At 34.2% G+C, this 15,480-nt stretch carries 15 protein-coding genes and 2 riboswitches; of the genes, 10 read left to right on the plus strand and 5 right to left on the minus strand.

Annotation, left to right across the window (positions count from 1 at the left end):
- Positions 1 to 75 precede the first annotated feature (75 nt).
- Both ACQKN2_RS05210 and add read left to right on the plus strand, forming a co-directional pair.
- Complete coding sequence (locus tag ACQKN2_RS05210) at positions 76 to 360, plus strand: copper amine oxidase N-terminal domain-containing protein (RefSeq protein ID WP_427414016.1); 285 nt, start codon at positions 76 to 78, stop codon at positions 358 to 360.
- 151 nt (positions 361 to 511) lie between these two features.
- A riboswitch (purine riboswitch) is annotated at positions 512 to 610 on the plus strand.
- A gap of 65 nt (positions 611 to 675) precedes the next feature.
- Positions 676 to 1,668 carry an adenosine deaminase gene (gene add / locus ACQKN2_RS05215; protein ID WP_427414017.1) on the plus strand — a complete coding sequence of 331 codons (993 nt, stop codon included), beginning with the start codon at positions 676 to 678 and terminating at the stop codon, positions 1,666 to 1,668.
- Between the two features lie 224 nt (positions 1,669 to 1,892).
- Here add and ACQKN2_RS05220 read toward each other — a convergent pair whose 3' ends face one another.
- Positions 1,893 to 2,354 carry a DUF3888 domain-containing protein gene (locus ACQKN2_RS05220; protein WP_427414018.1) on the minus strand — a complete coding sequence of 154 codons (462 nt, stop codon included), beginning with the start codon at positions 2,352 to 2,354 and terminating at the stop codon, positions 1,893 to 1,895.
- 399 nt (positions 2,355 to 2,753) lie between these two features.
- Positions 2,754 to 3,665, minus strand: a complete 912-nt coding sequence (locus ACQKN2_RS05225; RefSeq protein WP_427414019.1) for a DNA glycosylase — start codon at positions 3,663 to 3,665, stop codon at positions 2,754 to 2,756.
- A 160-nt stretch (positions 3,666 to 3,825) separates the two neighbouring features.
- Here ACQKN2_RS05225 and ACQKN2_RS05230 point away from each other — a divergent pair, with 160 nt between their 5' ends.
- From ACQKN2_RS05230 to ACQKN2_RS05245, 4 genes are all read left to right on the plus strand, one after another.
- A complete protein-coding gene (locus ACQKN2_RS05230) occupies positions 3,826 to 4,539 on the plus strand; it encodes a 2OG-Fe(II) oxygenase (RefSeq protein ID WP_427414020.1) in 714 nt (237 codons plus the stop codon).
- A gap of 88 nt (positions 4,540 to 4,627) precedes the next feature.
- Complete coding sequence (locus tag ACQKN2_RS05235; protein ID WP_427414021.1) at positions 4,628 to 5,266, plus strand: bifunctional transcriptional activator/DNA repair enzyme AdaA; 639 nt, start codon at positions 4,628 to 4,630, stop codon at positions 5,264 to 5,266.
- Positions 5,250 to 5,783, plus strand: coding sequence for a methylated-DNA--[protein]-cysteine S-methyltransferase (gene adaB, locus ACQKN2_RS05240; protein ID WP_427414022.1), 534 nt, complete (start codon positions 5,250 to 5,252; stop codon positions 5,781 to 5,783). The genes ACQKN2_RS05235 and adaB overlap by 17 nt, the downstream gene beginning before the upstream one ends.
- A gap of 31 nt (positions 5,784 to 5,814) precedes the next feature.
- Positions 5,815 to 6,633 (plus strand): radical SAM protein, encoded by an 819-nt coding sequence (locus ACQKN2_RS05245; RefSeq protein WP_427414023.1) that lies wholly within the window; start codon positions 5,815 to 5,817, stop codon positions 6,631 to 6,633.
- Positions 6,634 to 7,317: 684 nt separating this feature from the next.
- Here ACQKN2_RS05245 and ACQKN2_RS05250 read toward each other — a convergent pair.
- The 3 genes from ACQKN2_RS05250 to ACQKN2_RS05260 form a co-directional block, all read right to left on the minus strand.
- A complete protein-coding gene (locus ACQKN2_RS05250; protein ID WP_427414024.1) occupies positions 7,318 to 7,755 on the minus strand; it encodes a GNAT family N-acetyltransferase in 438 nt (145 codons plus the stop codon).
- Positions 7,756 to 7,835: 80 nt separating this feature from the next.
- Complete coding sequence (locus ACQKN2_RS05255) at positions 7,836 to 8,258, minus strand: hypothetical protein (protein ID WP_427414025.1); 423 nt, start codon at positions 8,256 to 8,258, stop codon at positions 7,836 to 7,838.
- Between the two features lie 638 nt (positions 8,259 to 8,896).
- Positions 8,897 to 10,120, minus strand: coding sequence for a hypothetical protein (locus ACQKN2_RS05260; protein ID WP_427414026.1), 1,224 nt, complete (start codon positions 10,118 to 10,120; stop codon positions 8,897 to 8,899).
- Between the two features lie 536 nt (positions 10,121 to 10,656).
- Between ACQKN2_RS05260 and ACQKN2_RS05265 the strand changes: the two genes are divergently transcribed.
- From ACQKN2_RS05265 to ACQKN2_RS05280, 4 genes are all read left to right on the plus strand, one after another.
- Positions 10,657 to 11,940, plus strand: coding sequence for a DedA family protein (locus ACQKN2_RS05265; protein ID WP_427414027.1), 1,284 nt, complete (start codon positions 10,657 to 10,659; stop codon positions 11,938 to 11,940).
- Between the two features lie 38 nt (positions 11,941 to 11,978).
- Complete coding sequence (locus ACQKN2_RS05270) at positions 11,979 to 12,686, plus strand: response regulator transcription factor (RefSeq protein ID WP_427414028.1); 708 nt, start codon at positions 11,979 to 11,981, stop codon at positions 12,684 to 12,686.
- Positions 12,664 to 14,028, plus strand: coding sequence for a sensor histidine kinase (locus ACQKN2_RS05275; protein WP_427414029.1), 1,365 nt, complete (start codon positions 12,664 to 12,666; stop codon positions 14,026 to 14,028). Before ACQKN2_RS05270 ends, ACQKN2_RS05275 begins: the two co-directional genes overlap by 23 nt.
- A gap of 404 nt (positions 14,029 to 14,432) precedes the next feature.
- The gene (locus ACQKN2_RS05280) at positions 14,433 to 14,906 is read left to right on the plus strand and encodes a DinB family protein (RefSeq protein WP_427414030.1); all 474 of its coding nucleotides are present in this window, start codon (positions 14,433 to 14,435) and stop codon (positions 14,904 to 14,906) included.
- Between the two features lie 286 nt (positions 14,907 to 15,192).
- Positions 15,193 to 15,377: riboswitch (cobalamin riboswitch) on the plus strand.
- The last annotated feature ends 103 nt before the right edge of the window (positions 15,378 to 15,480 follow it).

Raw genomic sequence — 15,480 nt, forward strand, 5'->3', positions numbered from 1 at the left:
TGAATAAATAATCATTAATAAAGTTTTTCCTTAAATTTTACAGAGAATATTTAATTTAAAAAGGAGCTATTAAAAATGAAAAAGGTGTTATCAGGTGCTTTCCTTGCTTTGATTCTAATTATTACATCGGTACCTACTTATGCAGCAAAACCAAATATCCAAATAAAGGTTGGCGGTAATACAGTTGCATCCGATGTGAATCCCGAAATTAAAAACAATCGCACAATGGTACCTTTACGTGTTATCAGTGAAAATTTAGGAGCTACAGTCAATTGGTCGGATTCCCAAGTAACTCTCACTAAAAATGATATGCGAGTATGCAGTAGTAATCTTTCCAATCAATCCAATACATGTTGTTAATTAGAGCTTATTCCAACTACGACAGCAAAATATATAGTTTGCAATCCTTTAGTATTAACAGTTATATTTTTGAAATATGGAACTTATAATTTTATAAGTATTAGGGGACCCTGTTGACAATCTACTATTTTTTTATTATTATTTTACAAACGTTAAAGAATCAATTAAATTTCGTATAACCCCAATAATATGGTTTGGGGGTCTCTACCAGGAACCGAAATTCCTGATTACGAAGAAAGTACAAAACTTGTATTTTCTTTGTAGTCAGGAATTTTTTTGTATTTTAATCTAGAAATTTACTTCAGGAGGTCAAAAATGAACTTTTTAACATTGCCCAAAATTGAACTTCACTGTCATTTGGACGGAAGCCTAAGGGTTGAAACTATTATCGATATTGCACAGAAGGAAGGTATTCAGTTACCCTCTTTTGATAAGGATGAACTGCAAAAGGAGCTGATTGCTCCGTTAGAATGTGAATCCCTTGATGAGTATTTAAAAAGATTTTCACTTCCTAATTTGGTCATGCAGTCCAAGGAGAACTTAAGAAGAATTACTTTTGAGCTATTTGAGAATGCAACAAGAGAAAATGTGAAATATTTAGAAGTCCGATTTGCCCCGTTACTTCACACACTACAAGGTCTTAGTGTTGAAGAGGTTATTCAATCTGTTATAGAGGGCATGAGGGATGCTGAAAGCTGTTACGAAATAAAGGGAAATGTAATCCTGTCTTGTATGAGGACGATGTCTGTAGAAAGCGCATTTGAGGTAGTTGAAAAGGGGAAAAAGTTCCTTGGAAAAGGTGTGGTAGCAATTGACCTATGTGCATCCGAAGAAGAAGGATTTTGTGGAAAATTCGTAGATCCAATCTCATTAGCCAAAAAATATGGTTACAGAGTCACTATCCATGCCGGTGAAACGGGAATTGGTAAAAACGTTCTAGAGGCTGTTGAAATGTTGGATGCTGAAAGAATAGGACATGGCGTATTTATTAAAGATTGTGCCGAAGCTTATAAGATTGTGAAAGAAAGACAAGTAGTGCTTGAAATGTGTCCAACAAGTAATGTTCAGACGAAAGCTGTTCATAATTATTCGGAACATCCGATTTATAAGTTTCATAAAGATGGAATAAAAGTGACATTTAATACGGATAACCGAACAGTATCAGATACTACAATGGCTAAAGAAATCCATTTAGTGAACAACGAATTTAATCTAAGTGAAGAAGATTATCGCCAAATTTATTTAAATAGTGTAGAAGCATCCTTTGCGGATCAAGAAACTAAAGAATGGTGTTTAGCACAATATTAAAGAAAATTAGACTTAGTGACAAAATGAAGCCTAGCTGATTCAGTAGGCTTCATTTTTCCATAGATACCATGGCAATTTATAATCCACTTTCTTACCTTGCTTACTAATTTTATCTGTCACTATCCAATTACCATCTTTCTTTTGTACTTGATAACTTACATTTGTACCATCAGACTGTTTAAAGATTATATAACCTGTATTGCCTTTTATAAAAGTTACAGGGTCTATAACATTTTTGTAGGGTATCTTTCGCTGGGGAACAAAATGTTAGTTACTATTTCTTCTACAAGTTTAAAAAGGGGTTTAAATTCATTATTTATTTCTGCTTGGTATTGCAATTGATTATATGTGTAAAAATTGTAAGACGCTAAGTTCAGATTTAAAGTCTGTTTAAAATCAGAAAGTGTTGCACTATAAAATGCATTTAAATCCTTTTCTACTTTATCTCCCACATGTTTAAAACTAATTGTTTTAACTCCATTTGGTCTTACTTCAAAAGTCATTGTTTCTTTACCATAAGGAGGGTCATGTGCATGTTCAAATGTTGTGATTTGAACTTCGGTAATAAAACTAAACTGACCTTCATGCTTTCTGATGATACTCAGGATCTCAGCATCATATAAACCATATTGCTTACGATAGCCATAATAATGAATAATTTCCTTATCTATAGATGGGGAAATCAACGTATCTTACTGGGAATAATCAAAATAGTTACTGTAGCCATTAAAATATAAGTTAATTTTTTCACGGGGTATTAAGCCTCACTAAAATACGTTTTATAAATAATATGTGTTAATAAGAGCACATTATCTAAAGCTTTTTAAGAAATTGAAGTTTACCATTTGGAGTACCGTTTTCCATACACTATGATGAGGGTTTGGCTCTTTTCCATTTAGATAATCTGCCCCCATTCAAATAAGAGCGTGTTTTGATCAATCTTTTTCAAAACACGCTCTTTAGATTTGTTCTCATATCAAGTTTAATATCATTATTTTAATCAAACTATATTACAAAACTACAGGGTTTAGGTTTAAAATTTCATTCTCTTTTTATTGAGTACATTACGGTTAATTTGTAATTACTCAGTAAAGGACACGCCATAAATAAAAGGTAGCGTATGATTCCCAGTTTTTCCACGGAAACGATATTTCTAAAATTTCATCTTTCGTAGGCTTTCGGTTCATATTACGTAATAATTTTATCGAATTAATAAGACCCACATCATCGATTGGAAAAGCTGTCTGGAACCTGAGGCAGCGCATTAGAACATAATTGGCTGTCCAAGGACCGATCCCTCGTATTTTAATCAAGTTTTTTTCAGCATCTTTAAAGTTCATTGTCATTAATTTTTCCTTCGACAATTCTCCACTTGCCATTAATCTAGCAATTCCAATGATATATTCACTTTTTTTGACCGTCATTTTAATATCTGCTAGGTCGGTAGGTGTTAACTGTGCAATTCGTTCGTACGTTGGGAACACCCAATACTTTTTCCCATTCCATTCGATGGATTCGCCAAATCCTTCTACAAATTGCTTCTTTAAGGAGTACGCGAAGGCTAAGTTAATTTGTTGCCCTAAAACTCCCCAACATAAAGTTTCAAATAAATCGGGAATGCCGACAACTCGCAATCCATAAAATTCTTGGGCGGGCTTTTTAAGTAATGGGTCTGCTTTTGCCATTTCATAAAATGGCGTTAAATCGTTATCAAGATCAAACCATTCATGAATATATTTTACAATCTCTTCCCGCTTCCACTTTTCAATAGGTCTAGAATCATTTAGGAATTGAACAACCATTTGTTTATTATTGATTACGCTTACCTGTACTAAGGACCGAATTTTACCAATGGCTATAACTTTTGTTATGATTTCGTTCTCTATTTCATACATGCATTCATTTTTTTCCCTTGTTAGATAGCCTAGGTTAACCTTCATGTCGAAGTTTTCAGGTAATGCAATTACAATAACATCATTGACTTCATGCCATATCACTTTTTCATTCTCCTCATCTTATTACGATTTTCTATACTTTATCACATATTAATCTTACCTAATTTTGTTATCTTGCTATTACATTCTAAACATCTTATTTTTTTCTACTGATGAGGTTATAGTGTTAGTTATCAAGAATGCTAAATAGGAGTTGATAAAAATGGTCCAACATATACAAACACGTGTCGCAAACTTAAATTGGGATTCAATTCAACATGAATTAGATGAGCAAGGATTTGCAAAGATTCCAGCGATTTTAACAAAAGAGGAATGTGAATTCTTCATAGAATTGTATCGTGAGGAAGAGTCATACAGAGCGACCATCAATATGACAAGATATCGCTTTGGGAATGGGGAGTACAAGTATTTTTCCTATCCATTACCTGAAATCATCCAAAGTTTAAGAGAGTCCTTTTATCTAGAATTGGCCAAAACGGCTAATCGATGGTTAGGTTATTTAAAGAAAACAGAACAGTTTCCAGATCAGCTTCAAGATTTTCTGAACATCTGTGAAGAATATAAACAAACTAGACCGACACCTTTAATTTTAAAGTCTGAAACAGGCGGGTTTAATTGTTTGCATCAAGATTTATATGGCGACATATTTTTCCCGTTTCAAGTAGTATTTGTTTTAAATCAACGAGATAAAGACTATTGCGGTGGAGAATCTCTATTAGTCGAACAAATTCCTCGTGCGCAGAGTCGGGGACATGTCATTACTTTAGAACAAGGCAGTGCTCTGATCTTTCCTACTAACCATAGACCTGTTCTAGGTAAAAAAGGATATTACAAAAATACGGTTCGTCACGGGGTAAGCACGGTTACCTCTGGAGAACGATACGGTCTTGGAATTATTTTTCACGATTCTAAATAAAAATTAAACTTCAATATCTTGCTATTCTATTCCCAGAACTATACATTCTGAATTTATTGGGAGTATATTGTAAGGAGAGGTGAGATAAATGCCGGATAATAACAATAACGGACATAAAGAGAGCCATGATCATAAAATTTTGAATGATGTTGAAATGATAACAGATGAAAAGTGGCAAGCAATTATTAATAATGACACAGCGTACAATCATCATTTTTTTTACGCTGTAAAGTCTACAGGGATATTCTGTAAACCATCCTGTAAATCTCGCGTTCCGAAAAAAGAAAATGTATGTATTTTTCCAAACGCAGAACAAGCTCTCCGCGCAAATTTTCGCCCTTGTAAACGTTGCAAGCCCACTAATGAAAATCTGCCTGATAGCGAGTGGGTTGATTTAATTACTGAATACATTGATAAACATTTCACAGAAAAATTAACGCTAGAATCTTTAGCAACTATTTGTCATGGGAGTCCGTACCATATGCATCGAACATTTAAAAAGGTTAAAGGCATTACGCCGGTTGAATATATACAACAAGTTAGAGTACACGCGGCTAAAAAGTATTTGATTCAGACAAATAAAGCGATTGGTGATATCGCCATATGTGTAGGTATGGCTAACGCGCCTTATTTTATTACTTTATTTAAAAAGAAAACTGGACAGACTCCAGCGCAATTTCGTCAAATGACTAAAATGGAGGAAAAGTACAATGGAAACAAAGAATAAACCAACCCTTTATTGGTCTTTACTAAAGTTTAAGGATTGGCATTTTTATATTGCTTCAACTTCAAAGGGGCTTGTGTTTGTAGGTTCACAGAACAAACCATTCGAGGAATTGTTCGAATGGGCTAAAAAACGCTTTCCAGGAAGTCCTCTTGTGGAAGATGATGAAATGCTTGAACCTTTTGTCGTTGAAATCACTCAGTATCTAGAAGGAAAGCGGAAAACCTTTACTGTTCCATTTGAATACGTAGGTACGCAATTTCAGCTAGCTGTCTGGAATGCACTTTGTGAAATTCCTTATGGACAGACGAAATCCTATTCCGACATTGCAAATGAAATAAATAAACCAGCAGCTGTTCGTGCTGTAGGAGCGGCTATTGGGGCTAATCCGGCATTAATTACTGTACCGTGCCATCGTGTTATAGGGAAGAATGGCTCATTAACTGGCTATCGGGGCGGATTAGAAATGAAGACACTGCTCCTGGATCTGGAAAAGCGAGCTTTATCTAGCACTGAGTAATTATTGCCGTACAATGAATGGAGGTTCCTTCATGAAAAGTGAATTATTCTATAAAAATCCGAAAACCATTCTGAATAAAGGGACTGGCTTTCTTTCTGGATACACGCATTCATTAAATCCTTATACAGGCTGTTCATTTGGATGTTCCTATTGTTATGTACGCGAAATGCCTGTATCTCTTTTTCGAGAAGGAGAATGGGGAAATTGGGTCGATGTTAAAAACGGAGCCGCGAATTTATTAAAAAAGGAGCTTCATCGCGCCAAAGCCAAAGGGAATGTAACCATTTTTATGTCATCAAGTACAGACCCGTATCAACCAATAGAGCATAAGGAACAAGTGACGCGATCTTTACTAGAAGTTATGGTAGAGGATCCACCTGACTTTCTATTAGTACAGACTAGAAGCCCACTTGTAAGTCGAGATATCGATTTGCTGCAACATTTTAAAGATAAAGTTCGAGTAAGTATGACTATTGAGACAGATAGGGAAGATATTCGCAAGCATTTTACGCCCTATGCTCCACCTATTCCAGCAAGACTTAAAACACTCCAACAGCTTGCTGAATTCGGTATTCCTGCACAGGTTGCCATTGCACCCGTATTACCAAGTAGCGAACGATTTGCAGAAATATTGCGTCCCTTGGTTAATCGAGTATGTATTGACGATTATTTTATGGGGGACGGCAGCGGTGGTAAACGAACACAAAAGATGGGCTTACAAGCGTTATATAGAAATCTGGAAATGGAAGAATGGTATCATCCATCCGTCTATCAAATGGTTTATAAACGAATGCGGCATTATTTTTCGGAAGATGAACTTTTCATTAGCCAGAAGGGTTTCGAACCGTAGCGATCAAGTCTTCATTTTGGACCTAAAATCGCTTTTAGAACAGGTTTCGTCTGATCTTACTTAAATCGTAAACTTGGTAATTTATAAAAATGAATTAATAGAGATGTATTATGAAAAATAAAAAATATTTTAAAATAGTTAGAGGCGATTGTTTGCTAAAATCCTAACAGAGGATAAATAACGAACCTTTTCGTTAGAAACCCATAAAAACATTCGTGTTTTCGTTATAGGAATGCTAGTTACTCATCGGTTGGAGACATCTTCAATTCAATAAAACACGAATATTATATCTGAAAGTAAAAATGCAATTTCCTCAAATTTTCTGTGGTGTAGTGATAATTTGGCACTACGTGGATGGCGGAGGCAATGCCGCCAACAAAATATGCAGTATCCTTATCAACCGCGGTTAACAACTAATCATTATCACCCTGTTTATTCAAAGCATTTGAACGGTTACGATATTTTTTCCAATAAAAAATAACTACCCAATTACAGGTAGTTACTTTCCTTTTAAAGAAAGGCTGTTTTCTTAAAGAGTGTTGCTAAACTAAATTTTGAAGGACAACAAAAAAACAGAGTTAATCTACAATAATGCGTAGAGATCAACTCTGCTTTTTTATATTTTGAAAACCGTATCTTTACTAAAAACATCGTTAGTTGAAAAAGAGTTACAGTATTATGTATTTAAACGCTCAAAGGCATTAATACTCTAGATTCATTTGTCACAAAGCCATTTTTTCTAAAAAATATCTCGGGTTTACCATCGCCTCTTTCAGTTGATAAATATGCTGTATCAACCTCTTTCTGTGTAAGGATATTCTTTAAATAATTTAGTAAAATCGTGCCAATCCCATTTTGTTGAATATTAGTTAGCACACAGATTTCATTTATATAGAAGTTCTTAGTATCTGCCCATTGTTCTTCATTTCCAACTAAAAAACCACTCATTTGATTATCGGAATTAAAATAACCTATCCCGATATATCCAGGAGTCTTACTTATATCTAACAACCGTTTGTAAGATGTCTGAGAACTCCAAGGTTCGTTCCACGGATTAGAAGTAAAAATGATTGATGCTTCTTCTAAATCTTTTTCTGATAATAAACGAACAACATTTTGCATTAATAATTCCTCCTCTTAATAAACCTTGCCACAATTTCTTACTTTACATATTGCTTCTTAAACTAACTTGCTCTGTTAGTTTAAACAAATTTTATATTTCTCTTGAAAGAATATTCCACCAAAGCATAGAGTAAACCTGCTATACCAAAAATAATAATAGAACTAATCATACTTAAATTATATTCATTTATATAACGTGCATATATTATTTCAAAAGCAAACGCCCCTATTACTCCACCAAAAAAAGTAAAGATAATCACTTTAAACAGTAAAGATTTTATAAACTTACTTACGATAAATGTTAGTGGCAAAAATGAAATAGGATATAACATAAAGGCGAAAGAACCAATAAAGAACAAATAAAGAATTCCAAAATCACGAAGTCCCATATATTCTGATGTCCTGATTTTATTTCCTTCTAATGCTTCTAGTCCTAATCCTGCTAAGGAAAACAGCAATCCAAACGGTATCCACATTAGTAAACAATGATAAAAAGTTTTCATACTATTATGCTCCTATGAATTTCATAATATTGTACAATCAAACTTCATAATAAATCAGACGAAAAAAGTGGAATAAAGTTACAAATTCCTATTTAACCAACTTGCTCCGTTAGTTGAATAGAAACAATTTTTGAGAAAACTGCGTAAAGAAAAAATTCTTGAAGTGTTCGTAAATCATCGTTTTTTTTATTTCGTTGTAAGATCAATGTTGCAACAGTATGCTAGAAGTGATGTAGACGTGAAGCGGGTAGGTGGGATGCATGCCTTTTTCAACACATCTTAAAAGATCACATGTAAAACCCGCGGATCTAATGTTTTACGATTTTTATTTAGGAAAACAGGTTCTGATATGATCTTAAAGAAGCTTTATACGATGCCAGAAGCGGAAATAAGTGTGGGTGAAGGGGCATATCCGTTCTTTTTCCGTTTTCCATCAATTCGAATCATTTACCACATCAACTTGATCCCATGTTAATGAAACAAGTTCAGAACGTCTCAGACCTGTTGTTGCTAACGATTTAAACATTATCTCATTCGCATCGAAAAACGTGATTGGTCGCGTTCTAAATAGCCAAATAGCTGTTTAGACATTACTTCAACGAAAAAAGGGAACCGCAATTTGCGATTCCCTAAAATTTTTATTTATTTGCACTGTTTATAACACTTAGTGAATTGTTAAGAGCAGATTTGCCCTTATTGGCGTTAGGGTTTGATGAACGAACGGATGTTAATACAATATCAATCGTTCCATCAATTTTCGTCCATGTGTTTCCATCAATTGCCCTAAGTATAGGTTCCTGTGTATCCCATTGATGTTCCAGATCATCCGCATCTTTTTTCGCTGAGGAAAAGTCATTTGAGTTAACAGCTTTTAGCATGTCATTCTCAATTTTGATAAAATCTGATAACTGTCCAGCTAATGTCGTTTGCGATGCATTGGATTGTGATAGGATTTGGTTACTGCGCCAAATATAACTGCCTACTCCAAAAACTAAGAAAATACACAATACCACAATGGTTTGTACCAAAACATTTTTCTTGCTTCCGTTTGTCACTACTGTTTCATTTTTTGCTGCTATATCAATTTTTGAAATAGCGAGATAGATGATGATGGCTAATATAGCTACAAGAAAAATGACACTTGTAACAGTTGTCCCTAAACCTAACCCTCCATTAGCTTTAGGTTGAGATAAGTAATCTCCGATTGATGCTCCAAGCGGACGAGTCAAAATATACGCAATCCAAAACGCTAATATTCCATCCAATTTCATTTTCCATGCCAAGAATATACAAGCAATGATGACAATGACTGTTAATCCAGTTTTAAGATATCCAAAACCTAATTGTTCAGAATATAAATCGCCAACTGCTGTTCCAAGTGCAAAGGTGAAAAGAATGGTAAGCCAATAGAAAACTTCTCTTTTTCTTGTATAGATCGAGTGGATTGACAATGTTTTTTCACTAAGATACCAAAAAAGAAAAGTTAATCCAAGAAGTACTGAGAAAATTATTGTACTAACCTCAAGGCGTATTCCCATATAATCTGTCATGTTATCTGTTACCAATGTACCAAATACACTTATAAGTACAACTGTTAGCCAATAAATGCTTGGCACATATTTATTTACTCTAAACTGAAGATACAAAACAATAAAAAAGGCGAATCCCATTATGATGGTCGTATTCATTAACCCAAATCCAAGATTCAAATTCAAAAAATCAGCAAACGTTTCCCCTACAGTTGTACATAAAACCTTGATAACCCAGAAGAAAATAGTAACTTCTGGTACTTTGTTCAAGAATTGACGACCAGAAGTTTGGACAATTTCAGTTTGTTCAGAATAGGATAAGTTTCCTTTCATAGAACTCATCTCCTTTTTGTAAGTAGTCATTGTTACTATGCAATTTCCATCTCTATTTTCATTTGAGATGACGCCAGTCGTATAGGCGGCTAAGCCACCTGTGTTTTAAATGAAAGCTTATTCCTCGGTTTAATATCATTACTTGATACTTATCTGAATATTTGTATTAAAATTTTAGACTACTGATTTTTTAGGCAACCACCTCAAGCAAGAATGATAACCACACACAATCATGAGTATGGTACTTTGCAAAGTTGCCTCTACTACTTTTCTTCATTTTTTCACCTCCCAAAATGATTTTAAAATCTCAAAAACTTTGAATGCTTTAATAGTTTCATTCATGATATCTAAAAATTTTTATGCACTCTAAAAGAGGGCATACTTAGTTTATAAAACAAAACTGTCCATTTCCTATATAAAAACTTAAAAATTCCTTAATAAGCACCATTACTTTCAAAATAATGATAAATTGTAGATAAAGTTAAGGTGCTTCCTGCTTTTTGGATTAAATTTTGTAAATAAATTTGGAGGCTTTTATGTCATTCTTAATTACTTTATTTGAACAACACAGCTATTTGATTTTATTTATAGGGATCTTTTTAGAGCTCATGGCTCTTCCTATATCTGGGGAATTTTTAATGAGCTATGCAGGATTCTTTGTTTATCAAGGGGAAATGAATTATTTTTTGGCCATTCTCACAGTCTTTTTATCTGCTGGTGCAGGAATTACGTTAACTTATTGGATAGGGAAGGCAGGAGGCTATAAACTAATCGAGAGGTATGGTAAATATGTACATCTTGGACCTGAAAGATATAAAAAAACAGCTGATTGGTTTGAACGATCAGGCAGTAAATTATTAGTTTTTGCTTATTTTATCCCTGGTGTAAGGCATTTTACTGGTTATGTTTCAGGTGTTTCTAAGATTCCTTTTCGAAAATTTATCATACCGGCATATACAGGCGCTTTTTTATGGGGAATTTGTTTTATTACCCTTGGAAAAGTACTAGGTCCAAAATGGGAAACTTTCCATCAAGCAGCGAGTAAATATTTAATTATTTTTCTTATTGTTTTGGCTGCTTTGTTAGCAAGTTATCTCATCTTTAGGTTTTATAAAATTCAAATTAAAACCTTTTTTATTCATTTGTTAACATGGTTAACAAACCGATTAAGAACATTAAGGGCCACGGAAATTTTTCTTATATTCCTAACTTCAGTGCTAATTGGAATGGTGATTTTGATGTTTGGGATAGCACAAGATTATCTAGAAAATGATGTTGCCCAGTTCAATCAAATCGCAGAATATTTGGTTCATTCTACTGTTTATATAAACTGGATGGAAGAACTTTTAATATTCCAACATTCATTCACATTTAGCAGCATTATAGTTGTAACCATCATAAGTATTTGGATAAAGAAACAGAACCGGTTACTAGAATATCTTCAACTCGGTGTTTCCATATTAGGAGGTATACCTTTCCGTGCATTCATCTTGGAGGCTTTCTCTTTCCTCCAATCGATTGGTTTTGAGGGGGAATTTCATTCAGCCGATTTTCCTGACTTAAAGGCCACTTTGACGATCATCATTTATGGAACATGTATATTTTTACTAGTACGTCACTTAAAAAACAATTACTGGACAATTATTATTCCTTTATTGGGTTTACTCTTATTAATCGGTCTTGCGATTGGGAATATCGTATCGACCAATGTACTTCCCAGTGACATTATTGGGGGTTATGTATATGGCGGAGTTTGGATATTTTTTAACTTCCTGTTGTTTGAACTGTTTCGACTTGTGCTCGATAAAAATGAAATATAGAGAAATACTTTTATAGAAGGAAAGAGGATGAGGTTGAAATGAAAGCACATGTTCTTTTAATTGAGGATGAAACACAGATAGCTCGTGTCGTAAAAATGGAGCTGGAATATGAAGGTTATCAGGTCACAGTAGAACACGACGGTAGAGCAGGTTTTGAAGCAGCCTTACAAACAAACTTTGATTTAATTTTATTGGATGTGATGCTGCCTGGGCTAAATGGAATCGAGGTATTAAGAAGGCTAAGAAAGGAAAACAGGAATGTTCCTGTTATTCTTTTAACAGCTCGAAATACAACATTAGACATAGTATCAGGTTTAGATCAAGGTGCAAATGACTATGTGCCCAAACCATTCAGAATCGAGGAATTATTGGCCAGAATTCGTGCTTGTTTACGCAATCAACCTAAAGCAATTCAAGAGAATTCCGTATTGAAGGTGAATGATTTAATAATAGATGCAGATGCAAGAGAAGTCACTAGGAATGGAAAAAACATTACGTTAACACCCAAGGAATATGACTTTTTGCTTTATTTAGTCATGAATAAAAACAAAGTAGTCACACGGGAAAATATATTACTGAATGTTTGGGGATGGGAATATGAAGGTGAAGGCAACATACTTGATGTTACTGTAGCCCATCTCAGAAAAAAAATAGACGAAGGATTTTCATCCCCATTATTCACGACCGTTTGGGGAGTGGGGTATACCTTAAAGGAGAAAACAAATGAGGATTACCACAAAAATTAATCTATTAACGACTGCTTGGATGCTGTGTATTTTGATACTTGTAAATATCGCTGTCTATTTCTCGTTTATTAAATTCACGACTAATATGGAAGAAGTAGAACTGTTTCAAAAAGCCGAGGACTTAATAAAAGTTATTGATTCACTCGATGCATCCAGCAATATTAACGAAAAATTAGGTGATTTTTTAACTCCCCATTCTTATATTAGAATTATACATCCGAATAACAACGTCATTCATGAAAAAACCAATGATTTATTACTTTCAAAAACGATACAAGGTAAGTACGCTGAATCAAAGCAAGCACAAACACATTTGATTTCGGCAGAGCAAGATGAGGAACAGGTTTTAATTGTTCGTGTTCCAATTAAAGAAGGTAATCAAATTACCGGGAGTATAGAAATTGGAGAACGATTATTAGGTTTTGAAACTGATAAAGATATACTTCGTGCCATTCTAGGCCTCTGCACTTTATTAGCTGCTATTTTCTCCTTGCTTGGTGGCAAATGGTTGTCCAATATGATTATGAGGCCCATTTCAAACATGATTAAAACTATGGAGGAAATTGAAATGAGTGGGGTTCCTAAGCCCATCACCATTCAAAATCAGACAAAAGATGAACTCCATACAATGGCAAGAACGTTTAATCGAATGATTCACAGACTTCAAGACCATATGGAAAAACAAAAACAGTTTGTGTCTGATGCGTCCCATGAATTAAAAACACCTTTAACGATCATTATGAACTATACTGATTTTTTAAGAAGGCATGGATTAGAAAATCAAGAAATGACCGATGAAGCAATTAATGCCATTACTTCGGAAGCAAACAGAATGCAAAAAATGACACAGACACTTCTAGACTTAGCTACCTTAGAGAATGAAAGTGCTCTAGAATTGAATGAGCTAAATTTGGTGTCTTTATGCCAGAGAATTTTAAATCAAATGAAACAAGTTTATGGGCGTGAAATATCGTTACATTATGATGAGGATCCAATTGTTATATTTGCGGAGGAATTAAAAATTAAACAGCTTATGATTATTTTTCTAGATAATGCCATGAAATATAGTAATGATAAGATTGATGTATTTATAGAAAAGGATCGTCAACATGCCATTATACGTGTAAAAGATTATGGAATTGGGATACCACAGGAAGAACTTCGTAATATTTTTGAACGATTTTACAGGGTGGATAAAGCAAGAACTAGAAAAACAGAAGGCTCTGGTTTAGGACTAAGCATTGCAAATAGGATTATGAAATTGTATAAAGGTGAAATTAAAATTACAAGTCAAGAGGGAACAGGGACGACAGTAGCATTGTATTTACCATTTAGTAAATAAATATTTTTGACGTAAGAAATCCCAAATTGTCTATCAAAGTACTTTAGTGGAGTATCAAATGATGTTGATAAAGGCATTTTAGACAGATTCAGCCTGTGACTGCGATTGTGTTTCTAACTGTTGTAATAAAGTGTAAACAGGTCTCGTAACAAAAGAAGTTGGTTATATTTGAAACAGCTTTTAAGAGCCATGCTACGCTACATATATAGCGTAGCATGGCTCTTTTGGTTTTCACAATAAATAATGTTACCAATAAAAAACAAGTATTGGATAATTTAATGTTGAACTTATTGTACTAAGCAGCAGGTTAGTTGAAGAAAAAATAAAAGGATTCTTTCGCAGAAACAAGAATATATATTTATTGGTATTTTAATAAGCAATACTTGAGAATAGGAGGAAATGAATTGGAAGAGTTAATTAAGGAGTACGCTTTAGGATACACAATGCTTCGGGAAGCCATTGAAGGATTAACAGAGGAGGAGCTTCGTTACAAGCCCTCACCGGACAAATGGAGCATTCATCAAATCCTCATACATGTAACGGATTCCGAGATTTCGTCCACATCTAGGCTTAAAAAAGTCTTGGCAGAGGATGCGCCGCTTCTGATTTCATTTGACCAAGAGGCTTGGGCAAATAACTTGGGTTATGATTTGTTGGACCGTGAACAACATTTGCTTCTTTTTAAATTGCTACGTTCCAGTATGCAGCCTATTCTAGACCATCTAACTAGTGAACAAAGCAAGCGAGTGGGGGTGTATGTCGATCAGGCCCAGTTCACATTTAAGCAATTGCTGGAATTTCGAGTGCAACACGTTCGAAACCATCTTGATCAAATTGAACGGGTGAAGATTGCATATCAAGAGAACCAAACCTATTAAACTTATTGTTGGCTGTATTTGAAACAGCTTTTAAGAGCCAATGACAGCATGTAATTACAAGTATTATTTTTGAAAAAGAAATATATTAACAATAGTGAATTGACTAAAATTTCATTTAACGGTAAAATCAAATGCTAGTTAAGTTATTATATTTTTCTAATAATAATTCATTTAGAATAGTTTTCTCTTACGTCTATTAAATGCTAATTTATTTATAATTTCATTTAAATGAAGAATATTATGGAATTGCTATCTAGGAATTTTAATAGTTTTGTTCTTATAACTTAATAAATATTTTTTTGTTGGTGCAAATGACTTTGATCGTTTGCTTAAAAGGGAAATCGGTGTAAATCCGATGCTGTCCCGCAACTGTAATGGGGAGTCTATACAAAATGTCACTGTAGCGAGCTATGGGAAGGCGTATAGATGATGAACCTAAGCCAGGATACCTGCCAATAAAAGCAACAAACTTACATTGAACCACGAGGATGGTTGTAGTGGCCGGGTTGAGACACCCTTTTTTCACTATGACATCCTCTTGCAGACAAGGGGATTTTTTTTATGCCCTTTGATT

Source organism: Lysinibacillus sp. NPDC093688 (genome assembly GCF_050280145.1).
GTDB lineage: Bacteria > Bacillota > Bacilli > Bacillales_A > Planococcaceae > Lysinibacillus > Lysinibacillus xylanilyticus_B.